This window comes from Fibrobacter sp. (assembly GCA_024399065.1).
Lineage (GTDB): Bacteria > Fibrobacterota > Fibrobacteria > Fibrobacterales > Fibrobacteraceae > Fibrobacter.
Genome location: JAKSIB010000041.1, coordinates 1 through 26,219 on the forward strand (window position 1 = coordinate 1; position 26,219 = coordinate 26,219).

Below are 26,219 nucleotides of genomic sequence, written 5' to 3' on the forward strand. Positions count from 1 at the left end.
ATAGTGCTCCGACGGCGAATGGGGCGCTTTCCCGTTTGGGGAATAGTGCTCCGACGGCGAATGGGGCGCTTTCCCGTTTGGGGAATAGTGCTCCGACAGCGAATGAGGCACTTTCCCTGTTTTTTTTTGACACAACTGTGACATATCTGTGACAAAAGGCCTTTTCCCTGGTGCAATTCATCGGCAAAAATGGGCGGTTTATCGTTTTTTTTGACAACACCCCCTTCGAAATTTGGCTAAAAACGGCAGTTTCTGTGTTGTGACAAAAGTTTGACATAGTCGTGACAGTTTTTTGTAAGAGAGCTTTGTAGATTATTTTCAAGCCCGGAAAGCAACACTGCTGAACGGGTGAAACAAACCACAACTCTTAAAAAGAGGATAACATCATGAAAAATATCAACGTTATTTGCAACAAGTCTCTCCGTAACGACGAATTCTACGGTCTTTACAATGAAGGCCTGAAGTTCGCCAAGGCTATCACCGACAAGGAAGCCCAGCAGGCTATCGCCGCCTACGAGACTTCCATCCACAACTTCGCAAACTTCCTTGAGAATAGTCTCACCGAATCTACCGAACGTCAGGCCAGCCAGCTGGACTCCGAACGCAACTCTATTTTCATCTCCTGCAAGAGGGTGGCACAGGGCAACTTGAATTATCCCGACAAGAACCTGGCAGAAATTTGTGCTAAGATCTGGAAGGCCTTCGAGGAAAGTCCCAATCCGCTCCGCATCAACCAGGCGCAGTCTTCGGGTGCAATCATGAACTTGATCCAGTCCGTGCGCAATCTTGGAGACGAAGCTCTGGAGGCCGTGGGTTTCAAGATGTGGCTGGACAAGCTGGAGGAGGTAAACGAAAAGTTCATTGAAACCGATGTTGTCCGCTACTCTGAACGCGGCAAGCGTGAACAGGAACTGAGCAAGAAACTGCGTGCCGCCTGTATCGAGTCGTTCTCCGTGGTTGCCGCAGCTGCAACCCTCAAGGCTGCCTCGGGCAGCGAAACCTGCATTCAGTTCATCGACGGCATGAACGCCGCCATCGATGCCAAGAAACAGCAGGTGAAGGTTCGCTCCAAGGCTCGTCCTAAGTCCAGCGCAGATTCCGGGTCCAATTCCAACCCGGGCGAATCCGCCGACAACGGCGAAGTCATCGCCCAGCCCGCCCAGCACAACAGTGTAACGGCGGGAGTGGAAAATGCTGCATGATACAACAAAAAAAAACAAGGGGTTAACAGATAAAAGTCCCGGCTTCAAACGAAGTCGGGATGTTTTTTTCTACCTTTCCCCCTAATGAATTCCAATCCCTTTGAACTGAAAAAAACATCCAAGAAGTCCAAGGCCCGACTGGGCGTGATCCACACGGCGCATGGTGACGTGACTACGCCGATTTTTATGCCGGTGGGCACCAATGCGACGGTCAAGGGGATTACCAGCCGCGACATCAAGGAGATGGAAGCGGAAATCATTTTGGCCAACACTTACCACCTGTACCTGCGTCCGGGTACGAAGATTGTGGCGGAGGCGGGAGGCGTCCAGAAATTCATGAACTGGAACGGTCCCATGCTTACGGATAGCGGCGGATTCCAGGTTTGGAGTCTCAAGCAGTTCCGGAAGATTACCGAAGAAGGCGTCCGCTTCAAGAGCCTGCTGGATGGTTCCATGCACATGTTCACGCCGGCAAGTGTGATGCAGGCCCAGCGGGAAATCGGTGCGGATATCATCATGGCCTTTGACGAATGCACGCCGTACCCCAGCACCTTGGAAGAGGCCGACGAATCCCTGCGTCTGACGCTGAAGTGGACCCGCGAGGCCAAGGAATGGCTGGAGGCGAATCCGCCTATCCACGGCTACCCGCAGTATTTCTTCGGGATTGTGCAGGGCGGCATGCACAAGGAACTGCGCCAGAAGTCCATCGAGGCCCTTAAGGAAATCGGTCCCGACGGTTACGCCATGGGCGGGCTCTCTGTGGGGGAGCCAGTGGAAACCATGTACGAGATTGCGGACTTCTGCACAAACTTGCTGCCAGAAGATCGGGCCCGCTATGTGATGGGGGTGGGCACGCCCTGGAATCTGCTGGAACTGATCCGCCGCGGCGTAGACATGTGCGACTGCATTCTGCCGGCGAAGAACGCCCAGGACGGTCTGGTGTATACAAGTCAAGGCGTACTGCGGTATAAGGGCGCGAAACATGCACACGATTTCGATCACCCGCTGGACCCGGAATGCGACTGCTACTGCTGCCGCAATTACAGCCGCGGCTACATGCGCCACCTGCATAAAGCAAAAGAGCCCTTGGGATGGACTCTTTCTGTGATTCATAATCTGCATTTCTACATCAAGCTGATGCAGCAGGCCAAGGCCCATATCGCCGACGACACCTTCGAGGAATGGGCTGATGAAATGATTCCCGTGCTCCAGCAGGACGCGCCTTAACTATCCGCGCAGCCCGACAAGGCCTTTAGTTTACAACCGGCTTTTCAGCCTTCTTCACCTTGGGGCGCACGGTAAAGCATTCGCTGAGACCCATTTCTGCAAGGAAATGGAGCAGGATCTTGTATTCATCGCCAGCCACGAAGGATTCGTTGGTTCTCTGGAAAATGTTGAACATGTGGGCGGAATCGTCCTTCAGCTTCTGGGAAACTTCGAACATTTCCGTAAGGCTAACTCCGTAGAGCTTCTTGAACAGGAAGCTGGGGAGGACCATCATGAGGGAGAACCAGTTGGTCACAGTCTCGGACTTCTGGGGCTTGCCGTTCTGCTGGTGAATCACGTTCACGTTGGTGCGGACTTCCTTACCCATGGCATTCAGCTGTAGCGGGCGGAATTCCTTCATCTGGTAAATCTTGGCATCGGCAATCATGTCAAAGACTGAGCAAACGAAATACTTGGTAAAGTCAGAATAAAGGGCGTAGCCCATGGAATCCACAACTTCTTTCTGGGATTCCGGAACAATCTTGTCCAGTTCACCGCGGATCTTGCCCATGGCGTTTGCCAGGTTGCTTTCAGTGCAGCAGACCTCGTAGTCCATGTTTGCCAAAAGGGATTCGCGGGCCAGTTCAAAACGGACAACTTCGCGAAGCTTCTTGTAGGGGTCTTCGCCGGCATCTTCGCTGATTTCCACCTTCACGCCGTACTTCTTTTCGGCAGCTTCAATCTTCTGGTTCACCAAGGCTGCATAATCCGTGGAGTTGCAGATCTGCATGGAAGAAGAAATCATCTGCTTGAACAAAGCATTATAACTGGCGGCAGGGTCGCTGACACCTGCAGGGTCAAAGTTCAAGAGGCTATTCAAAGCTTGTTCAAATTCTTTTTCCATATTCAACGTCCGTTTTAATTTTACGGCACAAATATAAAAAAATAGGCAAGTTGACAAATGAAAAACTTTTAGTATCTTGAATAGTATGGCAATGAACCACCACCTATTTACCGGTCAATGCGAATCCGTGGGCGAAAACCACGTCACGAACACTACAACGGCAAACGATGGCGTAAAATCCAAGATTTTGCCGACTCACGCGGGAACTTCGCCCATCAAGCGTCATAACGTTCCTCGTGCCCTCAAAAAGAAGTAGGATTCGTTAAATCGATTCGTAAACTATTGGACTCGGGTCCTTGTGATGCGCACAAGGCCGTTGCTCAAAGTTTCCCTGCGAAGGTACACGCCGGCCTGCTTGGGCTTGCCCTTAAGTAAAACGCCGGTCATGCTAAAGTATTGCACACGCACCGGAACAGCCGAGAAGCGGAGATCTGCAGCGAGCGCGCCGGAGCCGATTGCTTCAGTCTTAGAGGGATCGGCAACGCACTTACCCGATTCATCCAGGATTTCATCATCCTTGCAGACCACAGGTTCCACATAGGGATGTTCCGGATCGTTCACCACCAGCTTAATCTTTTCATAGGACTTGCAGCCAGTTTCGTTGGTGTATTCAATGGTATAGATACCGCTGTTCTGCCACTGCAAATCCTTCAGGGTCACTTCGCGAGTGGTTGCAGAAAGGTCTGCGGGGCCGCTCCACTTCCAAATCTTTCCATCCCAGGGGTGAGGGCCAAAGGTAATGGAACTGCCCGGTTCAACCAGCAGGTCAGTCGTCGGGTTCCAACCGCCGTCATTGACCTTGGAATAGGGAATGATTTTGGAGCCAGCGCAGGGTCCAACCACCGCCTCGCCGCCGGACGTTTTTGCCAAGGTATCAGGTTCATTGTATTGCTTCGGTTCAAAGTCGGCAGTGGGGAAGACCTTCATCAAACGCTGGGTTTCTTCGGCAGTAATAGGCAGCACGGTGCCGTGGCGAGGAGTAAATGCGCCAGCCATTTTGGTGTCCTGCACAAAAGTAAAATTGGTCAGGTCCGGGCTGCTAGTGAATTGGTAATGGCCATTCATGTAACAGTCATACATGAGGATCCAGGAATCCTGATTGATAAGCTTGAAAACCCCTGCGCCTTCCACCGCTTCCTTGGTCTGTTGGAGAGTACCCGTGGGCTTACTCCACTGGGAACCTTCCTTGCCGGCAGGGGCTGTCAATTTCTTGGCAGTAGTCTTGCAAATGCCGCCGTCGCCTTCGTTCTTGAAGAAGGCATGGTACAGGGAGTCGTTTTCGTTGTAGACGATGTCCATGTCGATGGTGGCGGAGCCGCGGTCAAAGAAGTAGGTGGGCTTGCCCAGCACATCGGTAAAGTCGTCGTTGGCGTACAGGTAGTACACCTTGTCGTAGGGAATGGTGCCGTCGTTGGTGAGCAACGAGAAATAGATCATGAGGCGGCCCTTGCTGCCGTCGGAGTTTTCGTAATCCTTGTCCCAGATGGTTTCGGGAGCCCACACGCGGGTCACGTTGGCAAAGTTCGTTCCCTTGTACTTGTCCGGGAAATGGACGGTACTATGACTCCAGTTCACAAGGTCCTTGGAGCGCATCAGCACCATGCCGCGATTGCTTGCCCAGCCCTCGGCGCTCTTCATGTCGGTATTGACCATGTAGAAGTAGCCATCGGGCGCACGCAAAATGTGGGGGTCGCGAAGGCCCTTCTTCAGGCTAACGGAATCCGCGGCCACCACCCGGTTGCCGCCGTTCATAGCCGTAAAGTTGTAGCCGTCGTTGCTGATGGCGTAGTAAATGTTCTCGTTGTTGTTTGCCGGGAAGTAAATGAACAGGTAGTTGGTGTAGGGTTCGTAACCGTGAATGCTCACGTCGAACTTCTTGGTTTCAAACTGGGTGCCGTCGGTTACGTTTACAGACAACTGCACCGTCTTATTCTGGTTCACCAGGCGGCCCGCGATGGTTCCGTCGTTCCGCAAGAAAGTGGTGTCGCAGGAAGTCCAGTAAAAGCGCATGTTTTCGCAGCCGGAAATCCCCGCACCGGTGGAGGGGAGGGTCAAGTCCTTGTAGAGGTTGTTCAGATGACCATCAAATTTGATGCTGTTGGCGCAGTCACTCAGGCTCGCGGCCATGGAATTTGCCGCCAGAACAACAGAAAGTGCTCCAAAAAATGCGCCATGGAAAGCGCCATGGAAAGCGCCAGCTTTGGAAATAAATTTCTTACCCATATTCAAATCCAATCCCTTTTACAAGGAATATAAATTAAGTAGAGCCCAAACGATAAGTTTGTCCACATTTAAAAAGGATAAATTGTCCACATTTTACATTGGTTACATATCCGTTTTCGCTAAAAAAAAGCGATTTTTAGATTGGAAAGATCCCGAACAGGGGCTTTATGGAGATTGGGTATGAAATTTCGTGGAAAATTGGCTTTTTTGACTGTCACCGCTTTGGTTAGCCTCGCGGGAACCGCCAATGCGCAGACCAAGGTTACCGTAGATCCTGGTAAAAAGTATCAGATTTTTGAAGGTTGGGGCACAAGCCTTTGCTGGTGGGCTGTTCTTGCCGGCAAGTGGAGCGAAGCAAACTACCTCAAGTTGGTTGATGCCATCGCCGATCCGGATTCGGGCCTCGGTTACAACATTTTCCGCTACAACATCGGCGGGGGAGACCAGCCGGGCCATAACCATTTGACTAAAGGCGACGGGGGCGGAGCCGTTCCCGGCTACAAGCCTACGGAAAACGGCGCTTACGACTGGACTGCAGACCAGAGCCAGCGTAACATTTTGTTCGCCCTGAACAAGAAAGTCAAGAACCCCATCTACGAAGCATTTTCCAATTCCCCTCCCTGGTGGATGACCAATAGCGGTTGCGTTGCCGGCGGTAAGAATGGTGCCGACAACCTGAAGACCGACTACTTTGACGATTTCGCCGACTACCTTTCCGAAGTGGCTTTGCATTTCAAGAAGGAATGGGGCATCACCTTCCGCACGGTGGAACCTTTCAACGAACCAAGTGCAGGCTGGTGGGCCGAAAACAAGGACCAGGAAGGGTGCGGCTTTAAGAACAATCAGTCTGGCATGATCGAAGAACTGGGAAAGGCTCTTAAGAAGAAAGGCCTGTTTCCGGAAACTTCTGTGAGTGCAGCCGACGAATCCAACATCGGTGACGCACTGAACCAGTTTAATAAGTACAGCGCCGAAGCAAAGTCCTACATGTTCCAGGTGAATACTCATAGCTATTCCGGCTATGATTCCCGCGGTAAACTTTATAACGCCGCCTTCGGTGCTGATAAGCGTATTTGGCAGTCGGAATCGGGCCCCCTCCATCGTAGCGGCGACCTGGATATTACCCTCTGGATGGCCGACGTGATCCTCCATGACTTACGCGACATGAAGGCAAACGCCTGGGTGGATTGGCAGCTAGCCGACCCCGCCGAAAACTGGCGCACTTTTGCCGCCAACCACAAGAGCCAAAGTTTTACCAAGGCTCCGCGATTCTATATGCACGCAGCCTTCAGCCGCTTTATTCGCCCCGGTTCCCGCTTTATTGATTCCGACAAGGACAACACGCTGGCCGCCATCCGCGAAGACGGTTCCCTGGTGCTGTTGGTGCTGAACACCAGTGGGTCTGCCGCAAAGTACAGTTTCGACTTGAGCAAGTTTGATGCAGTTGGTAGCAAGGTGAAGGTTCACCGCTTTACACTGCCCGCCGCCTTGAAAGCCGACGCCGACATCGCGATTTCTGGCAAGAGTTTCGAAGTGAACGTTGGCGCACAGTCCATCGTTACCATGGTTGTAGATGGCGTCAAGGGGGAAGGCACCTGCACTACAGAGACCATCGTCCCGTACGTAAAGATTCACGATGGCGGATGGAATGAAACCACAGACGTCACCGTCAATCCAGGCGATTCCCTCGTCATTGGCCCTCATCCGTGGGATGGTGGCCGCTGGGTATGGCGCGGTCCCAACGATTTCTATCAGGTCGGGCGCGAAGTCCGCTTCAAGAATATGCAGTGGCAGTCCAGCGGAATCTATAAGGGCACGTTTAACAACGGCGCAGGCTGTGAAAGTTCTGTAAGCATCAAGGTGGTTGTGAACGATCCGGACCATCCGTATGTAGAGCCCGTTGAACCGGATACGACTCAGGACACCACCAAGCGAGATACAATTGATCAGGCGATTAGGGTAGGGAATGTACCCGCCCTAGTGTCCGTCACCCGCCTCGGAAACAATTTGCAAATTGTCGCTCCTGCACGTCCCATGACGCTGACTATCCACGACCTCCAGGGTGTTCTGCTCATGCGTCGCCAGATTAACGGCCCCGCCACAGTGCCCGTTAGCCAGCTCTCCCGCAAAGGGTACATCGTCCGCCTCACCGACAGCAACCGCCGCCCCCTGTTTTTGAAGGCAATCCAGTAACTTCTGGGAGATAAATTCCGAAATCAGGATTATTTTACGGGAATAACAATGCCTCAAAGCAATGTTTTCCCGTAATCCGTTACCTTATCTGCAAAATTTTGGATAAATCCGCGACAAATATCATCAAAAAAAGGCTCACAAAGTCATATTCAGATCATTTTTTGATCTAAAAAGGTAAAAGTCATAGGTAATTAAGGGAATTTTCATCTCCAAATTACCCATTTACAACCTGGCCGAACAAACAAACTAATATTTTACGGGAAAATCAACCCTCAATCGGCTATTTTTCCCGTAAAAAACAGCATTTTTCGAAAATTATCTCCGGAACGCGTCCCGAGGACTATAATTTGCAAACTAAATCGTCGCAAATCTCCGTAAGCATGCGTTCGTGGGTGCAGACTTCCGCGGAAACACCTTCAATAGATCCCGTGGTGTAGAATGAAGTGCAGGCGCATTCGTGAGCCACACAGCGGTGCTTGATGGCACAGCCTTCGCATTCCTGCTTGTCATAATCCAGGAAGTCACGAATCTTGTTGCATTCCGCCTCGTCGAAGCCGGTAAACACATTGCCCTGAACGTAGGGCGCATTTTCCTTAGAAGTAATAAAGCGGGTGCAGGGGAAAATGTTTCCGTTGGTGGAAACGCCCATGGCTCCGTTATAAACGTGGCAGGAATACTGACGGAATCTCAAATCCTGCAAACGGAGCTTAATCTTGTCCTGGATAGTCCCCAGGAAAAACTTGTTACCGGCCTTGCGGCATTCCAGCCAGTACATGGCCATCTTCTGGTATTCCAGAGCAAGCTTGTCAAAATCTTCACCAGTCCAATTTCCATCGAAGTCGATGCTGGTGGTCATGTTGTTGAAGCCCTGCTGGTGAATCCATTTTACAGCCTCGGTCAGATGGGGCACGTGCTCCCGGGTCACGGTGCAAAGTGCCACCGTATTCATTTTGGAGAGGCGGGGGAGGTGCTTGTACATGGATTCGAAGCTGCCAGCGTCACCCACCGTACGGCGGGAAATATTATGCTGGTAGGCAGGCCCGTCCACAGAAATGTACATGCGGAACCTTTCCTTTTCGCAATAGTCCAGCATCTTTTCGTCAAGCAGAGTGCCGTTGGTATTGATAGCAAAACGCAAAGCAAAATCTTCAGAAGCCGCGCCACGGTCCATGGCCTCGGCGACCATGGCCTTTGCCAAATCCACGCCCTTGTAGATAGCCTCCTTACGGAGCAAAGGTTCACCACCAAAGAAGGTGATATTCATGTATTGCTGTTTAAAGAAAAGCGTACGCTCCAGGCAAAGCCTGATGGCCGCTTCCATAGTGGAATCGTCCATCACCGTGGCCCGATCGCTCTGGGAATCCTTGTAATAACAATAAGAGCAGCGTAAGTTACACTGCTCCGTAAGGCAAAGCACTAAGTTCATACATCCACGTCAGTAGACTCAAATGTAGTCACCATGCTGACAATCATGTTTTCAGGATCGTTGGGATCCGGACAAATTTGCACAGTGCTATCGCAGGCCGGCTTGGCTTCGGAGGATGAACTATTCAATTCCTCGGAAGAAGAACTAACGGGAACCAAAATCGTTTCAACAATAGGATTTATAGGATTTTCGTAAACAACCCCAGCCGAGGGTTCTACAATGGGTCCTTTAGGTCTTATAATCAGAGTGTCCACAGAGCTGGAACTCTTGGGAATATCCACAACAACCTGGCTGGAAGAAGAATCGCCTAATTGTTCAGGAGCAACAACCGGATCACCTGCTTCTGGTTCAATGATTTCTTCTGGATTCGGAGTTACATTCTCTCGATTATTCTCATCCTCAGGGCCTGCAACATCACCACTAGAGCATGCCACCATACTTGTTGCGGCAACACCAATCAATGCGGAGACACTAGCCTTGACTGCAGAATTCCACTTGGAATCTTCGGCAATTTTCTTCTTTTCAATTTTCATAAAGGAATCTCCTAACCGTTTCTGCAATCAAAATAGATTTTTCCAAATCATTCGCAATTCAAAAATAGCGCTTTTTAGGGCACTTTTTTCAACAAATTATCAATTTGCAAAAAAAATGTGATTCTGTATAGAACAAATTGTTTCCTATAGAGAAAAAAGCCCCGAGCTTATGCTGCTCGGGGTTTTTCTGAAAAGAACTTCAATGTGATTTCGTCTTCGATTGCTTCGCCCTGACGGGCTCGCAATGACATGCTGGACTGGATCCTTCGACTTCGTTGCTTCGCAACTACGCTCAGGATGACACCTAAAGGTGTCACTTGAACAGATTTTTCATCTTCTCAAGGAAGGATTCTTCCTGGGCGGTTTCCTTGTCCTTGCGGAGTTCGGCCAGCTTCTGGTAGAGTTCCTTTTCTTCCTTAGAAAGATCCTTCGGAATTTCCACGCCGATTTCAACGTAGAGGCTACCGCGGTCGCCACGCTTGTTCAGCGGGTACAAGCCCTGTTCACGGAGACGCAGGATGCTGCCAGCCTGAGTGCCGGCTGCAATCTTGATCTGCACTTCGTCGCCATCCAAAGTAGGAATGCGCTGGGTGCCGCCGAGAACCAAGCGATGTACGGGAACCTTCACTTCACAGTGCAGGTCATCGCCTTCGCGGGTGTAGAAGTCATCGGGCTTTTCAGTAACCACAGCCAGCAAGTCGCCGCTTGCGCCGCCACGAGGACCGCAGTTACCTTCACCACGAAGATTCAGGTACTGGCCTTCGGAAACGCCAGCCGGAATCTTGATGGAAATTTCTTCCGTTTCCTGAACACGACCTTCGCCGCGGCAGTTGGAGCAAGGCTTTGCAATAGTTTCGCCCATACCGTTACAAGTGGGGCAGGCACTTTCAGAAATCATCTGGAAGAAGCCACCCGTCGCACGGCGCACGCGACCGGTGCCATGGCAAGTGCTACATTCGGTAACGTTTTCGCCACCCTTGCCGTTACATTCGGTACAGGGAGTATAACGCTTCAGGCGAACCTTCTTGGTGCAACCTTCGAAGATTTCCTTAAAGCTGAGGGCTACCTTGATCTGCAAATCGTTTCCGCGGGGAGGGCCAGCCTTACGGGCACGGCCGCCACGGCCACCGCCAAAACCAAAGCCACCGCCAAAGATGTCGCCGAACTGGCTGAAAATGTCTTCGAAGCTACCGAAGCCACCGCCGCCAAATCCGCCGCCGCCGAAACCGCCACCAGGTGCGTTAAAGCCAAACTGGTCGTAGTTCTTGCGCTTTTCAGGATTGGAAAGCACGTCGTAAGCTTCTGCAGCTTCCTTAAACTTTTCTTCGGCTTCCTTATCGCCCGGGTTCTTATCCGGATGATACTTAATGGCAAGCTTCTTATAGGCGTGCTTGATTTCGTCAGCACTTGCGTCCTTACCAACGCCTAATACTTCGTAATAATCTCTTTTATCTGCCATTGTTGCCCTCCCGGGCAATTAGTAAACAGTGGTTAGTATACAGTGGTTAGTATACAGCGGTTAGTTTTTATATGCAAAAAGGATTGCCTTAGTTCAAGGCGAATCCTTTTTGATGGTAGAGGTTAGATTTCAGCGAATGCTAATCACTAACCACTAACCACTGACCACTTCTTAGTCAACGACTTCAGCGTCAACGACTTCCGGGCCGTCGTTCTTCTTGTCGGACTTCGGCTGTTCAGAAGCGCCCGGCTGAGGACCCGGCTGTGCACCAGCGGCACCGGCAGCCTGAGCCATGGAGCTCATCATGTTCTGGAGCTTGTCCATAGCGGCCTTGATTTCTTCCTTGGTGCCGTTGTCCTTCTTGTCCTTGATTTCCTGGACAGCAGCTTCGATCTGGCTCTTGGTGTCGGCAGGAATCTTGTCGCCAACTTCCTTGAGCTGAGCTTCGACCTGGTAAGCCATCTGTTCAGCCTGGTTCTTGACGTCCACCAGTTCGCGCTGTTCCTTATCCTTGGCAGCGTTTGCTTCGGCGTCCTTCACCATCTTGTTGATTTCGTCTTCGGAGAGGCCGCTGGAGGAAGTAATCTTGATGGACTGTTCCTTGCCGGTTTCCTTATCCTTAGCGGAAACGTGGACGATGCCGTTGGCGTCGATGTCGAAGGTCACTTCGATCTGAGGAACGCCGCGGGGCTTCTTCGGAAGGTCGGTGAGGTCGAACTTACCGAGGGTACGGTTGTCGCGAGCAAATTCACGTTCACCCTGGAGAACATGGATGGTCACTGCCGGCTGGTTGTCTTCGGCGGTAGAGAACACCTGGCTCTTCTTGGTAGGAATGGTGGTGTTACGGTCGATGAGCTTGGTCATGACGCCACCGAGAGTTTCAATACCCAGAGAAAGCGGGGTCACGTCGAGGAGCAAAACGTCCTTCACAGCGGAGTCGCCGCTAAGAACTGCGCCCTGAACTGCAGCACCGATTGCCACAACTTCGTCCGGGTTCACAGTCTTGTTGGGTTCCTTGCCGAAGTACTTCTTAACAGCTTCCTGAACGGCCGGAATACGGGTAGAACCACCAACCAGGATCACTTCGTCGATTTCAGACAGAGACAGGCCAGAGTCGGCGATAGCCTTGCGGCAGGGTTCCATAGAACGTTCCACCAGGTGAGCGGTCAGCTGGTCAAACTTTGCACGGCTGAGGGTAAGGTCCAAGTGCTTCGGGCCAGTTGCGTCAGCGGTGATGAAGGGGAGGTTGATGTTGGTAGAAGTAGTAGCAGAAAGGTCAATCTTTGCCTTTTCAGCAGCGTCCTTCAAACGCTGGAGAGCCATCTTGTCCTTCTTCAGGTCGATGGAGGGATTTTCCTTCTTGAATTCGTCGTTGATCCAGTCGATGATCACTTCGTCGAAGTTATCGCCACCCAGCATGGTATCACCGTTAGTGGACTTCACAGAGAACATACCGTCGTCGATTTCCAAGATGGAGATATCGAAGGTACCACCACCCAGGTCATACACGGCAACCTTTTCGCTCTTCTTGGAGTCGAGGCCGTAGGCGAGTGCAGCAGCGGTCGGTTCGTTCACGATACGGAGAACTTCAAGGCCAGCGATCTTACCAGCGTCCTTGGTAGCCTGGCGCTGAGCGTCGTTGAAGTATGCCGGAACGGTAATCACGGCCTGGGAAACGGTTTCGCCCAGGTAGTCTTCAGCAATCTTCTTCATGGTCTGAAGAACTGCTGCGGAAATTTCAGGAGGAGCGAACTGCTTGTCGTCAATCTGCACGCGGATCGGATCGGAACCGGTACCAACGAGCTTGTACGGCATGTTCTTTTCCACAGCGGAGCATTCGCCAGCGGAGCGGCCCATGAAGCGCTTGATGGAGTAAATGGTCTTTTCGGGGTTGGTAATAGCCTGACGCTTAGCAACGTGGCCAACCAGACGTTCGCCGGTCTTGCCGAATGCAACGATAGACGGGGTAGTGCGGAAACCTTCTGCGTTTGCGATCACTACGGGCTTGCCACCTTCCATAACGGAAACGCAGCTGTTGGTTGTACCAAGGTCGATACCGATAATCTTGCTCATTTTTGAGTCTCCTATTTAAATTCCTTCGGCGCATTCTTTGAATTTTGCGCCATTCTGTTTTCGCCGAACATTAAGCAAAAGCCGTGCCAAATGCAAAAAAGGGCCTTTTTGTTTCGTTCTGAAACAAAAACAGCCCTTTAAAACCCACAAAAAAAGCCCTGTTTCATTTTAGAACAGAGCTTAAAGGTTATTTAGCTAGGTTTATTTTGAGGCTTTGGCCCCTGGAGTTCCGTACCAAATAAGTACCCTTATGGTAGCCGGCCGCCCTTAGGCTAACCTTCAGCCCCATTACAGAGGCTCCACTATCCAGCAGGATCTTGCCTAGCTGATGGCCCATCAGGTCAAAGACCTTATATTCAACCGCTGTATTTCCAAAAAATCCTGCAACAGGGGAGGCAAATCCTGCTCCGATGGCGGCGGTTTCACGAATTTCTTCAGCAGTCTTGTCGCTTGTACCAAAGGCGATCCAGTCCAGGTTCACGTAGTCGGAGGTCAACAGAACCTTCAGCACGTGCTCACCCTTGGCCAGTTCCTTGGTGGTCTTACCCTTGAATGTGGCGTATTTGTCGAAATCGCCGGTTCCAGCCAGCTTCAAGGTGTCAGTAATGGGCTCGTTATCCATAAAGAGCTGGATTCCGGCAGATTCCATTCCCGTTGCATAAGAAAGCTCGTAGGGGAGGGCACTAGCGGCATCCACATTCACAGTGTATTCCAGCCATTCGCCCTTCTGGGTGTAGCCAATGGCATAGCCGTCGCCTTTTTCAGTCTTGATGGCAACAATATCGACGCGGTCTTCGCGATATTCACCGCCCTTGTTTTCCGTGTCCATGTCGTAGTAGGCCTTGCCGGCACCGCCTACGTCGTAGTTCTCGAATTCAATGAAGTTGCCCAGGCCTTCAACCTTGGCACCGATGACCGGCAGTTCACACTTGGCTTCGGGATCCTTCAGCATTGCTTCGCAGAAGGGGCCCTGGGGAATGGCAGTCTTGCTGTCTTCAAATTCCCAGTAGTCGGCTTCAAAGTCGCCTGAGAACATAAAGAACACGTCATGCTTGCCAACTGCACCTTCGGCAGGCACAGTCACCAGGCCGTCCTTACTGAATTCAGCCTTAGCAACAACGGGGCCGTCCACCTTGTCCAGGCGAACCGTAACAGAAGAAGCCCTCTTAACGCTCAAAACGGAAGCCGAGAAGGATTCTGCGCCGGCGTCACCGAATTCCACGCCGCTGATCTTAGTGTACTTGCCGTCGGTAAGATTGGTAAGAACCGTATTGCCGGCGGCACCGCTCTTACGGACCTTCACTTCTTCGCCCCAGGACATGGTTTCTGCCTCTACGCGCTTGTAGGGGTTGAAATCTTCCAGCTGGGCCACGCCATTATCCGGCCACCAGTCAATCTTTTGGATAGTTCCGTCGGCATTATACTTCATCTCGGCAACGCCAACAGAACGGCGTTCCTTGTGCTGGAACTTGAGGCCCATTTTATCGGATTTCTGGTGCCAAAGTTGATAATGATGGCCAAATACGTAGGATTTTCCCTTATAGTCAATAATCCCCGGGTGGTTTCCGTTACTGCGGGAAGTATGAGGCATAATGTCGCCCTTGTAGGTCCAGGGGCCCGTGGGGGAGTCGCTCATGGCATAGCCGATACCTTCGGCGCAGCAGGTGGAAGCAAAGGCCATGTAGTAATGGCTGTCGTGCTTGTAGAACCAAGGGCCTTCCTGGTAATCCTTGACCTTGGGGTGGGTAACGATATTGCCGGAAGTGCTGATCATGTCTTCGTTAAGCTTGATCATGTACAAATCCGGATTGCCCCAGTACATGTAGGCCTGCCCGTCATCATCCACCCATACGGTGGGGTCGATATCGTTCCAATGCTCCCGCTGCCAAACCAAGGCCTTGTTCAGAGGTTCCTTAAAGGGGCCGTAGGGATTATCTGCCACCAGGACAGAAATTCCGTTACCATGAATGGGGACGTACATGTACCATTTGCCATTGCGGAATACAACCTGCTCGGCCCAAGCGCCATTGGTCCTGGTGCTCCACTTGATATCGTTCAAGGAGGCCACAGCCCCATGGCTCGTCCAGTTGACCATGTCCGTAGAAGTATGCAACAGCCAATCGTACATCACGAACCCTTCGGCGTCATCTTCGTCGTGGGTCGTGTAAAGGTACACCGTGTCCCCATGCACCATGGGAGCCGGGTCCGCCGTGTAATTGGTTGTGATTATTGGTTGCTGGGCAAAGGCCACTCCAGCCAAAGCCAATACAGAAGTAACGGATAAGAGTTTCCCAAACATCTTTATCTCCAGATTGTTATACACCGGAAATAAAGATAAGTTCCATAGGATATCAAATTACCCTATGGAAAACACATTCCTTTGCAAGAATCTCAATAACGTTCTGTTTACAAATTAAAGCTTGCCGGAGGAAACGATGACCTTGGCAGGCTTGAGAATCTTGTTCTTCAGCTTGTAGCCCTTCATGAAAACAGTCACCACGTGATTTTCGGGAATGTCTTCGGAAGGCTGCTGCATCAAGGCTTCGTGGCAGTTGGGGTCAAATTCTTCGCCGGTGGGATCCAGCTGTTCGAGACCTGCGTCGGCAAGAACCTTGGCGAACTGGTCGTGGATCATCTGCATGCCCTTTTCGAAAGTTTCCAGATCCTTGGCCTTGTTTTCGGCGGCGAAGGCGCGTTCGAAATTGTCCAGCACTTCGGAAAGCTTTTCCAGGAGCTTGCCGTTGGCGGTTTCGATAATTTCAAGCTGTTCCTTGGCGCTGCGACGGCGGAAGTTGTCAAATTCAGCCATGAGACGCAGGTTGCGGTCGTTGGCGGCGGCAAGTTCAGCCTTCAGGATATCTTCGGCAGATTCGGTAGATTCGGGGGCAGGTTCGGCCGTGGCTTCGGCGGACTGTTCGGCAGAAGCGTCGGCAGGGGAGTCCTGGGCGGAAGAATTGTCGCCAGCGGCCTGGGCCTTTTCTGCCTCGGCAGCCTGCTTCATGATATTTTCAAGGTCCTGTTCAAACTTTGCGCGTTCTTCAGCGGTAGGTTCCTGCAAATTTTCGTCGGCCATTTTATATAATTCCTTGTGTAATATATCGGGATCGCTCCCATATCTGTTTAAATTTCGCCGTATATATTGCAAAAAGCGTGCCAAGGCCAAAACGGGCCAAAACAGGGGTCAAACCAGGAAAAAGTACAAAAAAGTGTTTCAAATTGAAAAACAAGGCAAAAAAGGAGGGGAGGACGCACTTTGACAACAATTGTTTGCAAAATGAATGATTTTGACAACAACTGTTTGCAAAATAAGCAGGTTCAGCCGCCTACCCCTTCAAAATTCCCGACAAGGACCTAGATTTGTCTCTGCCGACGAATGTTGGCAAGTTGCTATATAATTGATAGCATCTTTCAGTGGGGAACCTCGCCGGACGCGGCGGGGTTCTTTCCCACAAAACTTTTCCCAATGTTTTTGTTATATTAAAACCGAACAACGTTTTTGGGACTTCTGTATGTTTTACGCATTTCTTATAATTCTTGCCATCGCCGTCGGAGCATACCTTTGCTTCTTGCTCCGTATGGTCATCAAGAACCAGAAAGACACTATTGCTGCCATCAAGAGCCAAACTCAGAGCGTAATCCTTCAGGACAACAGCCTACAGACCCTCAAGCTGCAAGTTGCAGCCTTGGAAGAAAGCATCCTGGAACTTTCCATCAGGAGCATCAACGTTAAGACCAAGCTGAAGAACTTCGTACACAATTGCATGAAGGAAGGCAACTCTCGCACGACCATTGAAGAAGCTAGCAAGTCCATGGGAATCTCCAAGAGCAAAACCAAACGCATCCTGCTGATTCTCGTTGAACTCCGAATCGCAAGCATCGTAGGCGAGGACATTGATTTCCGCATCAAGAAGGAACAACTCAGTATCGCACTGGAAAAGATCGATATGTTCTTCAACGACGAAATGAGATAGAATCTAGGGAAATCGGAACAAATGAAAAAGCCCGCGGAATGGATCCACGGGCAATTTAAAAAAAACTTTAGTTTACATAATCCACATTATCGGCAACAAAGATACAAGGGATTAACAGGGGAGCTTTTAATATATATTTACCAAAAACTCGTGAGAAAAACCATGTCCCAGACCAGTGAAAAGTTTAGAGTTGAATGGCTTGCAGCCGACCAGGCACGTGATGCAGGCCTTGAAGAACCGACGGACGTTACCGCGTTCAAGGATATTTCCTATGGTGAATTTGGAGACTGGAATCTGCTGGATCTGTACATTCCCAAGGCCGTGACGACTCTAGATGCTGCGACGAAGAAACACCCGGTGATCATCAGCGTCCACGGCGGCGCTTTTGTCTACGGTCAAAAAGAAACCTACAAGTTCTATCTGATGAGTCTGGCGGAACGTGGTTTTGCCGTAGTGAATTTCAACTACAGGCTGGCTCCGGAATTCAAGTTCCCGGCTGCCCTGGAAGATACCGACGCCGTAGTCCATTGGGTTCTGAAGAACGCAGAAAAATACAATCTGGACGCAGAAAATATTTTCTTCGTGGGAGATTCCGCAGGCGCAACTTATGCCGCACTTTACGCCATTTATTGCGTGAATCCGGAATATGCGGGCAAGGTACAGGCCACCGCAAAATCCTGGTACGACTCCCCCGCGAAAATCAACCCGCCGAAAAATTTCAAGCCCAAGGCTCTAGCCCTAAACTGCGGACTTTTCGACCTGACGGAAGATAGAAACAAGCAGGCCGATATTGTGGTAGACTTGCTAGGTGACCATTGGGAAGAATGCTGCGAATACCTGAATGTGGAGGATTTCCTGACCAAGGAATTTCCAACCGCATTTGTGATGACAGGCGAGTACGATTTCTTGAAATCACAGAATCAGCACATGGCTGCAACTCTCGAAAAGCTAGGGCTCCCCCACGTTTTCAAGCATTACGGAACCCAGGACGACAAGGAAATTTCTCACGTTTTCCATGTGAACATGAAACTCCCCCTCGCCCACGCCTGCAACGACGCCGAATGCGAGTTTTTTAAAGGGTTTATTTAGACCTTCAACGATACTGCTTCGGCAAGTTTTCTATAAATTTCATGCTGAACAGATTCTAATTCATTGTTACATTGTAATTCTTTGTTAATCAAAGAGTTAAGCATTTGCAGCCTTATCTATATGGAAAGAAAGAAGACCAAGTTCAATATAATTTTATAAACGCAGTAAATCATCAAAAAATTGTCTTTCCCCCTTCCCCATTATTTTTCGCATACATTCTAGCAGAAAAACACTCCGTTTTTCTATCTTTTAGCCCGTTAAAATCCCATTTCAAGGAGTACATATGGGCGGATTTTGTGGCGTTATTTCCAAGAGCGATTGCGTAACCGATCTGTTCTTCGGAACCGACTATCATTCTCATCTTGGCACTCATCGCGGCGGTATGGCTGTTTTGAAGGCCGATGGCAACTTCCATCGTTCCATTCACAACATCCAGAACACCCCGTTCCGCAGCAAGTTCGAAAACGACTTTGCAAAGTTTGCCGGTAACGTTGGTCTCGGCGTTATTTCTGACACCGACCCGCAGCCGCTCGTCATGACCTGCAAGCTGGGCACTTTCGCCCTGGTCACCGTAGGCCTCATCAGCAACATCGAAGACCTGAAGAACGAACTGTTCCAGAACAACTGCATGCAGCTCCAGTATTCTACCACCAGCGGTATGGTCGGTCCTACCGAAGTGGTCTCCGCTTTGATCGCCACCCAGAACTCCATCGTCGAAGGTTTGAACTACGTTCAGCAGAAGATCAAGGGTAGCTGCTCAGTGCTCGTTATGGACAGCAACGGCAAGCTCTACGCCTCCCGCGACAAGTGGGGCCGTACCCCGATTATCGTGGGCCGTAAGGATGGTGCAGTCATCGCCGTTCAGGAAAGCTGCGCTCTCCCCAACCTGGGCTACGACCACCTCCGCGATCTCGGTCCTGGTGAAATTGCAGAACTCACCACCGAAGGCATCAACACTCTCGTTGAACCCGGCAAGAAGATGGCAATCTGTTCCTTCCTGTGGGTTTACTACGGCTATCCGGCATCTGCCTACGAAGGCCGCAATGTTGAAATGACCCGTTACCGCTGCGGCAGCGCTCTCGCTAAGCGTACTCCTACTGAAGCCGACGCAGCTTGCGGTATTCCTGACTCCGGTACTTCTCACGCCCTCGGTTACGCACACGAAGCCGGCATCAAGTTCGCACGTCCGTTCGTCAAGTACACTCCCACATGGGCACGTTCCTTCATGCCTCAGGACCAGCGCCAGCGTGAACACGTGGCTTCCATGAAGCTCATTCCTATTCCGGGTCTCATCGACAACAAGCGCCTGGTGTTCTGCGACGACTCCATCGTCCGCGGTACTCAGCTGGGTAAGCAGGCTGAAAAGCTTTACTCCATGGGCTGTAAGGAAACCCATATGCGTATCGCTTGCCCGCCGCTGGTTTACCCCTGTAAGTTCATCAACTTCTCTCGTTCCAAGAGTGTGTACGACTTGATCACTCGTCGTTACATCCGTGAAAAGGAAGGTGAAAACGCAGATCTGGACAAGTACACCAACCCGGATTCCCAGGAATACAAGGACATGGTGGACTACATCCGTCGCAACCTGAACCTCACCACTCTGGCTTTCCAGCGCATCGACGACCTCATCCAGGCCATCGGTCTTCCGGAAGATCAGCTGTGCACCTTCTGCTGGACCGGTAAGGACTACGCAGAAACTGGCGACTGCTATCACTGCCCCTGCCACGCTGACGAAGAAAAGTAATTTCTAGGTTCGGCGCAAACGCCAAACCCCAGAAGTATTTCAAAAGTCCGGCCTATAACAAGGTCGGATTTTTTGTATTTTAGGGTACGCATGAAAATCAAGAACTCTAAAATTTTCTCTACCTCAAAAATTTTCGCAGTCGCATTGACAATGACAGCGCTCGTTGCATTTGTTCTAAACGGATGCTCCCTCTATCGCAAGATCAGCGCTGCCGATATTTTGTCTAAAACGAAGCTGGAATTCAATTCCCTGTCCCTGGATTCCGTTTCCATCAACAAGGACCTTTTCCCGCAGCAGGGCTTTGGCGGAGGGTTCCTCCCCAACCCGCAAGTCATCGCCCTGGTCCAGAATTTTTCCAAGGGCATCCTTGAGAAAGAAATCGGCAAAGCCGGCTTGACCATCGGGCTTGTGGCCAACAACCAAAGCGAAGATACGCTCTGCATCAAAAAGCTTTCCGCCATGGTAGACATGGACACGATTTTGTCTGTACCGGTTGAATTGAATGATTCCGTTTTGATGATTCCCGGCACCAACCAAATCGAAGTGGTCGCCCAGATGCCCATTGACAAACGTTTGTTCAAACTGATGGAAGTCAATTCCATGAAATTCAAGGGACGCCTCGAGGCAACCTTGGCAAACGACGACAACATCGTTCCCTTTGATTTTGACTTGTCACGCTCTGTGACTCAAGAAGAAAAGCAGGCCCTTGCCGAAAAGGCCCGCACCTCTGTTTTGAATAGTATTGTAAACGATTGGGTCGGAGCAATCCTCCCCCAGGACTAAGGCCATTATGAAACGTGAATTTGTACCAGAAAACTTGAACGTAGATGACGTAAACGCTGTAACACAGTTGTTCCAGACTCTGCTTGACGAAAACATTCCCAATGATGCCAAGGCTCTCCGCGCTTGGATCATGAAATGGAGCGAACTTGGTTCTGTGCTGAGCGAAGTCAGCTGCCGCCGCTATGTGGCCATGACTTGCAACACCGCCGACGAAGCTGCCGCAAAGGCTTACGAAACATTCGTCGAAAACATTGACCCGGTGTCCAGTGAATTTGATGACAAATTAAACAAGAAGCTGATGGCTCACCCGGCAAAGGATTTGCTGAAGGATGAATTCGGTGTCTGGTTCAAGAGCCTCCAGGTTTCCCTGGACTTGTTCTCCCCCGAAAATATTCCGCTGGAAACTGAAGAAGTCAAGGCTGTTCAGGCATACCAGAAAATCACTGGCGGCATGAGCGTTGAATTCGATGGCGAAGTCAAGACCATGCAACAGATGAGCGCCTACCTGGAACGCACTGACCGCGACCTCCGCGAACGCGCCTGGCGCACCATGTGGGACCGTCGCCTTCAGGACAAGGAAGCCTTGGATGAATCCTTTGATAAGTTGTTCGCAATCCGCAACAAGATTGCAAAGAACGCTCACTGCAAGGACTTCATCGACTACATCTATCTCGCCAAGCGTCGTTTCGATTACACTCCTGCACACTGCCGCGACTTCCACGAAAGCGTCGAGAAGTTGGTGCTTCCGCTGTTGAAGGAAATCTACAAGAAGCGTGCCGCAAAGATGGGCCTTGAAAAGCTCCGCCCGTGGGACCTTGCCGTGGACCCGCTGAACCGTGCCCCGCTTAAGCCTTACGAATCCGGTACGGAACTCATTGAAAAGGTGGACCAGATTTTTGAAAGTCTGAATCCTCAGGCTGGCAAGTGGGCTCGCCAGATGCAAGCCCAGAATCTCATCGATCCCGACTCCCGCTTGGGCAAGGCCCCGGGCGGATACCAGATTGGTTTCGACGAAAGCCGCCTCCCCTTCATCTTCATGAATTCCGCAAAGACGGACCGCGACATCTACACTTTGCTCCACGAATCCGGACATTCCTTCCATCAGTTCGCTTTGGCCAACCAGCCCATCCTCGCCTACCGCGATGTTCCTTCTGAATTTGCAGAAGTGGCCAGCATGAGCATGGAACTGATCGGTACGAACAACTTAAAGCCGTTCTATGGAGACGATTCCGCAGCCATCGCCCGCAGTGTCGAAGGTGAACTTGAAGATGTCATTTGGCTCTTCCCCTGGGTGGCAAGCATCGATAGCTTCCAGCACGAACTTTACAGCCGTCCCAACCACACCGCCAAGGACCGCGAAGAAATCTGGCTCAAGATCATGGACCGTTACGATGCGGGCGTCGATTACAGCGGCCTGGAAAAGGTAAAGGCAAACTTCTGGCAGAAGCAGCTTCATTTGTTCGAATGCCCGTTCTACTACATCGAATACGGCATCGCTCAGTTGGGCGCCCTCCAGGTGTGGGCAAACTACAAGAAGGACCCGCAAAAGGCCTTCGAAGACCTCTTCAAGGCAGAAAGTCTGGGTTATAGCGTGTCTGTGCCAAAAATGTTCGAGACCGCAAACATCAAGTTCGACTTCACTGCGAAGACCATCGAGCCCTTGATGCAGGTCGTCTGGGATGAGCTGAGCAAGTTCTAAGGCAGAAAAGCAACTTTTTTCAAAAAAAATGTACTTTTTTTGCCAAAAAAGCCCAAAATACCTTGACAAGCGTCGGATATAATTATATATTTGGCGCACATCCTTGGAGGGATGGCCGAGTGGTTGAAGGCGCACGCTTGGAAAGCGTGTTTACCTCACGGTAACGAGGGTTCGAATCCCTCTCCCTCTTCTAAACAAAACTTCTGGAATGTTTTGGACAAAGCATTTCAGAATTTTTTGTAGAAAAAAACAACATACGGTTTTCTGCAGAAACCAAACCTTAAACAAGGGGTACTTAGATGGCTGATGATCAGAGAGTTTATCTTGACGATATTTACGCAAGTGAAGAATGTCAGGGCTCTGTATTCCGCGCCGTTGTCATGATGGCTCAGGAAGCACGTTTCATCAACAAGCAGGCAGGTCAGGGTTACATCCAGTTGACCAAGAAGCCGACCACTATCGCCATGTACAAGTTTAAGGAAGGCAAGCTCTCTATCTCCGAAAAGAAGGCAGAAGAAGCTGTCGAAGCCGCTGAAGAAGTCGAAATGACTACCGAAAACGCAGCACAGGTTACCGCCGCTGCAGACGACGCTTTCGGCGAATAATTTCTACAAAAAGCAATTTAAAAAGCAGTCCTAACGGGCTGCTTTTTTTCGTATCTAGCCCACACGACCACTGTACGGGAAGCATCAGACCCCACCCCACCTCATAAATAAAACAACCGCCGGCATTACGCCGACGGCTGCCACTTCCTAACCCAAATTTAATCAAGCCTACATCTGCCCTTCACGAACGCGGTATGCTTCTGGGAATGCGGCTGCGGCACAATTGTCGCAAAGCATTCTCAGGTGGGTTTCGGCAGCGGTACGCACACGAATGTGTTCGCCACAGCCACCGCAACGTCCCAGGAACACCACAGACAAGGAAGATGTCTGAACGTTTTCCAATGCACCGGCAGCCTCACCCTTACGACGCACCATGTTGCGATAGACGATTTCGCCATTGGGCTTCAGGATCGTTTCGCGAACGACATCGCAGTTAAAGCTACGGCCCTTGCGATTCTTCATTCGAATCACAAAGCTGTTCTGGTCAGCAGTATTCTTGTAGTTTTCCCAGTCCTGCACATAGCGGCACAGATCTGTAACATAATGCCACGGGATTTCGGATTCATTGAAACCGAAAAGGCGACAGAAACGCTTATTTGCGCTAATGAGACGGCCGTGTTCGCTAACCTCGAAGCAGGCCAATTCCATAACGTTTGATTCTACGGTGTTCATAAACTCCTCCCCCTGAGATAGTACCTGTAAAGTACATCGGCTGAAGTGATTGCTTTTGCACCCAATCGCACATCGTCAAGCTTGACGTTTACGTTTTCCTTCCCAAAGAAAATCGGTTCATCCGAAGGCTGGATAACGCCCACAGATACAGGCATTTCAGCATCCAGGGATCCATCCTTATACAGGTTCAAATTCTTTCCGTCCCAGGTAACTACATAGTTCACCCAAGTTCCATACTCCACCGGAGCACTGGCAACAACGGCATTGGCGCAACTCAACGAATCACCGGAACCATCGGCAAGGAAGAATGCCACACTGGGAGATTCAACACCGCACTCCTTGTTCACAAGGGCAAAGCTGAACACGTTCTTCACATCTTCGTCGCCAAAACCAAGCTTACCCACAATATTCCTGCGGAACGGCTCATCCTCCCCGACAGAATCAAACATTGCCAAAACTTCGAAAGTCAATTCAGAGACGCTATCCAAGGCTCCCTGGTCACTTTCAATAACACCGAACTGGTCCACAGATTTCAGATGCAAAGCCATTCCATCCAAGCCCTTTTCCAGATCTTCCACACCGTAGATAACAAGCGAACCCATTCGGCCACGGGCATCCATGGCAACCTTGGAGCCTTCGGAATCCCACAGATAATCCATGGACCACCAACTCAAAAGACCATATTCCGAAGAAACCGGCAATTGGAACAGGTTTTCTTCGACAACGCCCAAAGAATCAAAAGCCTCGGACAGGTCCACATCGTCCATTTCATACATCATGGAGGACGGAAGAGGTCCAAGGAACTTCACAGCACTATCCGCAAAATCAAGAGCGTAGATAGAATTCTCGTAACGGATGGGATCCGGAGAGGAGACCTGTACAAACTGCGCCGTGGACGGAATTCCATTGAATTCAAAATCACCCTTGGCATCGGTTTCAACAGACCACATGGAACCCGGCAAGGAGACGGTCACGCCTTCAGGCTTGATGCCAGATTCAAGAACCACACGGCCCTTGAAATCCATGGTTTTGCTCAAATCCAGTTTCAGTTCAATAATCGTTCCTTCAAAATCAACAGTCTTGTAGACAGCCTCGGAATCGATAACGGAAGAAACCGCATAGAATCCACGACGTTCAAGATACATTCCAAAATTGCCATCTTCGTCGGTCGTATCGCTCACAACGATAGAGCCGGCAGACATATGTCGCGCAAGAACAACCGCGCCACCAACAGGAGAACCGTCAGCACTGCGAAGGACGCCCGCAATGGTATTCGTCTCTTCGCCAAAACCACCGACAAGATGATCATCTTCAGAAGGGGTTGTGCAAGCAACGAGGTAAGCCGCAAGGGAAAGGGCAGAAGCGAACTTCTTATTCAGCATTTCCGCCTCCCTTGTCAAGAGCCTTGGTCAGAGGGAAAAACTGAATGTTCATGCGGTACACACGTTCTTCGCCCTGATCTTCCATAACGATAGCGCCGATTCTACGTCGAAAATCAGCGATTTCCTTAGAAATCTTGGCAAAGGCCGCTTCAGAAATACCCATGGTCATGCCGGAAACGTCACGTTCAGCCACCGGAACAACATCCAAGGACTGCACGGCAAGTTCGCCCATCTGGCGGTGCATATCACGAATGGCCAGAGATGCGGTTTCCAGATTACCCGTGGTAATGGACTTGCTACCTTGAACAAAGTTTCCCTGTTCATCTTTCTGCAGAAGAGCCGTCTTCTGAAGAAGATTCAAGGACTTCTTAATCTGGGCGGCATCCACATCAAAAACAAACTTTTCAGCCATCTTGGCCGGAGTTGCCCCATGCATCTGGGGAGCCACTTCACGCAGAACCGGATTCACCCAGTTGTCGTAATAATCGTACTGGTCCTCACCCACCAAGGCCACAAAATTATCCTTGGCCAGCTTACGCATTTCGGCATAGATACGTTTCTTGGGGGCGGAATCCTTTTCATGATCGAAGGCGACCAACAGACGGAAATACTGAAGGTCCACACCAACCAGCCCCATGGCGGAAGCGACTCTTTCAACACCAACATCGCTAAGGTTGGATTTGCCGTCACAAACAAGTTTCAAGAAAACCGGAGAGGAATAGCCCGCATCCTTTGCAAAGTCGCGCCAGGTAAAGCCAGAACGATCCTTGCGTTCTGCATAGTAGTCGCGAATATAGACGCGGTAGCTGTTATATTCCATCACGGGTTTCATACGATACAAATATACCTTCTAAGATACAGAAAAACAATACTTCAAGATACAAAAATGTTGAATTTCATTCAAATTATTTAAATTTTTAAATAATTTTCGCTAATTCAATTCATTTTCATGATACAGAAATACAAAAAAGCGTGATATCAGTCATAGACTTACGAAAAGAAAAAAGTGACCCACCGGCGAAGCCGGTGGTTCTTCATATACGGGCGTAGCCCTA

21 protein-coding genes and 1 tRNA gene are annotated in these 26,219 nt (G+C 50.5%); 11 read left to right on the forward strand and 11 right to left on the reverse strand.

Going from position 1 to position 26,219, the window contains the following annotated elements:
• The first annotated feature begins 386 nt into the window (after window positions 1-386).
• Entirely contained in the window at window positions 387-1,202 is an 816-nt protein-coding gene (locus MJZ25_14265) for a DUF6261 family protein (protein MCQ2125340.1), read from the forward strand.
• An 84-nt stretch (window positions 1,203-1,286) separates the two neighbouring features.
• Complete coding sequence (tgt, locus tag MJZ25_14270) at window positions 1,287-2,429, forward strand: tRNA guanosine(34) transglycosylase Tgt (GenBank protein ID MCQ2125341.1); 1,143 nt, start codon at window positions 1,287-1,289, stop codon at window positions 2,427-2,429.
• Between the two features lie 25 nt (window positions 2,430-2,454).
• On the opposite strand, the gene MJZ25_14275 is transcribed toward tgt, so the two are convergent.
• Complete coding sequence (locus MJZ25_14275; GenBank protein ID MCQ2125342.1) at window positions 2,455-3,312, reverse strand: hypothetical protein; 858 nt, start codon at window positions 3,310-3,312, stop codon at window positions 2,455-2,457.
• An 85-nt stretch (window positions 3,313-3,397) separates the two neighbouring features.
• On the opposite strand from MJZ25_14275, the gene MJZ25_14280 reads away from it, so the two are divergent.
• Window positions 3,398-3,568 (forward strand): hypothetical protein, encoded by a 171-nt coding sequence (locus tag MJZ25_14280; protein MCQ2125343.1) that lies wholly within the window; start codon window positions 3,398-3,400, stop codon window positions 3,566-3,568.
• Window positions 3,569-3,591: 23 nt separating this feature from the next.
• On the opposite strand, the gene MJZ25_14285 is transcribed toward MJZ25_14280, so the two are convergent.
• On the reverse strand, window positions 3,592-5,535 hold the full coding sequence (locus MJZ25_14285; protein MCQ2125344.1) for a glycoside hydrolase family 43 protein: 1,944 nt from the start codon (window positions 5,533-5,535) through the stop codon (window positions 3,592-3,594).
• 180 nt (window positions 5,536-5,715) lie between these two features.
• Between MJZ25_14285 and MJZ25_14290 the strand changes: the two genes are divergently transcribed.
• Entirely contained in the window at window positions 5,716-7,728 is a 2,013-nt protein-coding gene (locus MJZ25_14290; protein ID MCQ2125345.1) for a glycosyl hydrolase, read from the forward strand.
• Between the two features lie 340 nt (window positions 7,729-8,068).
• Here MJZ25_14290 and MJZ25_14295 read toward each other — a convergent pair whose 3' ends face one another.
• From MJZ25_14295 to grpE, 6 genes are all read right to left on the reverse strand, one after another.
• Window positions 8,069-9,154, reverse strand: a complete 1,086-nt coding sequence (locus MJZ25_14295; GenBank protein ID MCQ2125346.1) for a radical SAM protein — start codon at window positions 9,152-9,154, stop codon at window positions 8,069-8,071.
• Window positions 9,151-9,687: a hypothetical protein gene (locus MJZ25_14300; protein ID MCQ2125347.1), complete on the reverse strand. Its 537-nt coding sequence runs from the start codon at window positions 9,685-9,687 to the stop codon at window positions 9,151-9,153. Before MJZ25_14300 ends, MJZ25_14295 begins: the two co-directional genes overlap by 4 nt.
• Before the next feature lie 313 nt (window positions 9,688-10,000).
• On the reverse strand, window positions 10,001-11,146 hold the full coding sequence (gene dnaJ, locus MJZ25_14305) for a molecular chaperone DnaJ (protein ID MCQ2125348.1): 1,146 nt from the start codon (window positions 11,144-11,146) through the stop codon (window positions 10,001-10,003).
• A gap of 171 nt (window positions 11,147-11,317) precedes the next feature.
• The gene (dnaK, locus tag MJZ25_14310) at window positions 11,318-13,219 is read right to left on the reverse strand and encodes a molecular chaperone DnaK (GenBank protein MCQ2125349.1); all 1,902 of its coding nucleotides are present in this window, start codon (window positions 13,217-13,219) and stop codon (window positions 11,318-11,320) included.
• A 187-nt stretch (window positions 13,220-13,406) separates the two neighbouring features.
• On the reverse strand, window positions 13,407-15,518 hold the full coding sequence (locus tag MJZ25_14315; protein ID MCQ2125350.1) for a family 43 glycosylhydrolase: 2,112 nt from the start codon (window positions 15,516-15,518) through the stop codon (window positions 13,407-13,409).
• Between the two features lie 114 nt (window positions 15,519-15,632).
• The gene (gene grpE / locus MJZ25_14320) at window positions 15,633-16,292 is read right to left on the reverse strand and encodes a nucleotide exchange factor GrpE (GenBank protein ID MCQ2125351.1); all 660 of its coding nucleotides are present in this window, start codon (window positions 16,290-16,292) and stop codon (window positions 15,633-15,635) included.
• Between the two features lie 436 nt (window positions 16,293-16,728).
• Here grpE and MJZ25_14325 point away from each other — a divergent pair, with 436 nt between their 5' ends.
• The 7 genes from MJZ25_14325 (at window position 16,729) to MJZ25_14355 (ending at window position 23,110) form a co-directional block, all read left to right on the forward strand.
• Entirely contained in the window at window positions 16,729-17,190 is a 462-nt protein-coding gene (locus MJZ25_14325) for a hypothetical protein (GenBank protein MCQ2125352.1), read from the forward strand.
• Between the two features lie 162 nt (window positions 17,191-17,352).
• Complete coding sequence (locus MJZ25_14330; protein MCQ2125353.1) at window positions 17,353-18,279, forward strand: alpha/beta hydrolase; 927 nt, start codon at window positions 17,353-17,355, stop codon at window positions 18,277-18,279.
• A 283-nt stretch (window positions 18,280-18,562) separates the two neighbouring features.
• Complete coding sequence (locus MJZ25_14335; protein MCQ2125354.1) at window positions 18,563-20,023, forward strand: amidophosphoribosyltransferase; 1,461 nt, start codon at window positions 18,563-18,565, stop codon at window positions 20,021-20,023.
• A gap of 90 nt (window positions 20,024-20,113) precedes the next feature.
• The gene (locus MJZ25_14340; protein ID MCQ2125355.1) at window positions 20,114-20,806 is read left to right on the forward strand and encodes a hypothetical protein; all 693 of its coding nucleotides are present in this window, start codon (window positions 20,114-20,116) and stop codon (window positions 20,804-20,806) included.
• 7 nt (window positions 20,807-20,813) lie between these two features.
• On the forward strand, window positions 20,814-22,505 hold the full coding sequence (locus MJZ25_14345; protein MCQ2125356.1) for a M3 family oligoendopeptidase: 1,692 nt from the start codon (window positions 20,814-20,816) through the stop codon (window positions 22,503-22,505).
• A gap of 105 nt (window positions 22,506-22,610) precedes the next feature.
• Window positions 22,611-22,695, forward strand: a tRNA-Ser gene (locus MJZ25_14350).
• 109 nt (window positions 22,696-22,804) lie between these two features.
• Entirely contained in the window at window positions 22,805-23,110 is a 306-nt protein-coding gene (locus tag MJZ25_14355) for a hypothetical protein (protein ID MCQ2125357.1), read from the forward strand.
• Between the two features lie 168 nt (window positions 23,111-23,278).
• Here the strand turns inward: MJZ25_14355 and MJZ25_14360 are convergent, their stop codons facing one another.
• From MJZ25_14360 to MJZ25_14370, 3 genes are read right to left on the reverse strand one after another with little or no spacing between them, the layout of a single operon-like run.
• Window positions 23,279-23,782: a PAS domain-containing protein gene (locus tag MJZ25_14360; protein MCQ2125358.1), complete on the reverse strand. Its 504-nt coding sequence runs from the start codon at window positions 23,780-23,782 to the stop codon at window positions 23,279-23,281.
• Entirely contained in the window at window positions 23,779-25,164 is a 1,386-nt protein-coding gene (locus MJZ25_14365; protein ID MCQ2125359.1) for a hypothetical protein, read from the reverse strand. Before MJZ25_14365 ends, MJZ25_14360 begins: the two co-directional genes overlap by 4 nt.
• Window positions 25,154-25,996 (reverse strand): TIGR02147 family protein, encoded by an 843-nt coding sequence (locus MJZ25_14370; GenBank protein MCQ2125360.1) that lies wholly within the window; start codon window positions 25,994-25,996, stop codon window positions 25,154-25,156. Before MJZ25_14370 ends, MJZ25_14365 begins: the two co-directional genes overlap by 11 nt.
• Window positions 25,997-26,219: the final 223 nt, after the last annotated feature.

Coding starts and splice junctions, on each gene's coding strand:
- MJZ25_14295 (MCQ2125346.1), bottom strand. CDS start 9,154: ATGAACTTAGTGCTTTGCCTTACGGAGCAGTGTAACTTACGCTGCTCT.
- tgt (MCQ2125341.1), top strand. CDS start 1,287: ATGAATTCCAATCCCTTTGAACTGAAAAAAACATCCAAGAAGTCCAAG.
- MJZ25_14315 (MCQ2125350.1), bottom strand. CDS start 15,518: ATGTTTGGGAAACTCTTATCCGTTACTTCTGTATTGGCTTTGGCTGGA.
- dnaK (MCQ2125349.1), bottom strand. CDS start 13,219: ATGAGCAAGATTATCGGTATCGACCTTGGTACAACCAACAGCTGCGTT.
- MJZ25_14265 (MCQ2125340.1), top strand. CDS start 387: ATGAAAAATATCAACGTTATTTGCAACAAGTCTCTCCGTAACGACGAA.
- MJZ25_14290 (MCQ2125345.1), top strand. CDS start 5,716: ATGAAATTTCGTGGAAAATTGGCTTTTTTGACTGTCACCGCTTTGGTT.
- grpE (MCQ2125351.1), bottom strand. CDS start 16,292: ATGGCCGACGAAAATTTGCAGGAACCTACCGCTGAAGAACGCGCAAAG.
- MJZ25_14365 (MCQ2125359.1), bottom strand. CDS start 25,164: ATGCTGAATAAGAAGTTCGCTTCTGCCCTTTCCCTTGCGGCTTACCTC.
- MJZ25_14330 (MCQ2125353.1), top strand. CDS start 17,353: ATGTCCCAGACCAGTGAAAAGTTTAGAGTTGAATGGCTTGCAGCCGAC.
- MJZ25_14275 (MCQ2125342.1), bottom strand. CDS start 3,312: ATGGAAAAAGAATTTGAACAAGCTTTGAATAGCCTCTTGAACTTTGAC.
- MJZ25_14345 (MCQ2125356.1), top strand. CDS start 20,814: ATGAAACGTGAATTTGTACCAGAAAACTTGAACGTAGATGACGTAAAC.
- MJZ25_14335 (MCQ2125354.1), top strand. CDS start 18,563: ATGGGCGGATTTTGTGGCGTTATTTCCAAGAGCGATTGCGTAACCGAT.
- MJZ25_14370 (MCQ2125360.1), bottom strand. CDS start 25,996: ATGAAACCCGTGATGGAATATAACAGCTACCGCGTCTATATTCGCGAC.
- MJZ25_14340 (MCQ2125355.1), top strand. CDS start 20,114: ATGAAAATCAAGAACTCTAAAATTTTCTCTACCTCAAAAATTTTCGCA.
- MJZ25_14280 (MCQ2125343.1), top strand. CDS start 3,398: ATGGCAATGAACCACCACCTATTTACCGGTCAATGCGAATCCGTGGGC.
- MJZ25_14360 (MCQ2125358.1), bottom strand. CDS start 23,782: ATGAACACCGTAGAATCAAACGTTATGGAATTGGCCTGCTTCGAGGTT.
- MJZ25_14355 (MCQ2125357.1), top strand. CDS start 22,805: ATGGCTGATGATCAGAGAGTTTATCTTGACGATATTTACGCAAGTGAA.
- MJZ25_14325 (MCQ2125352.1), top strand. CDS start 16,729: ATGTTTTACGCATTTCTTATAATTCTTGCCATCGCCGTCGGAGCATAC.
- dnaJ (MCQ2125348.1), bottom strand. CDS start 11,146: ATGGCAGATAAAAGAGATTATTACGAAGTATTAGGCGTTGGTAAGGAC.
- MJZ25_14300 (MCQ2125347.1), bottom strand. CDS start 9,687: ATGAAAATTGAAAAGAAGAAAATTGCCGAAGATTCCAAGTGGAATTCT.
- MJZ25_14285 (MCQ2125344.1), bottom strand. CDS start 5,535: ATGGGTAAGAAATTTATTTCCAAAGCTGGCGCTTTCCATGGCGCTTTC.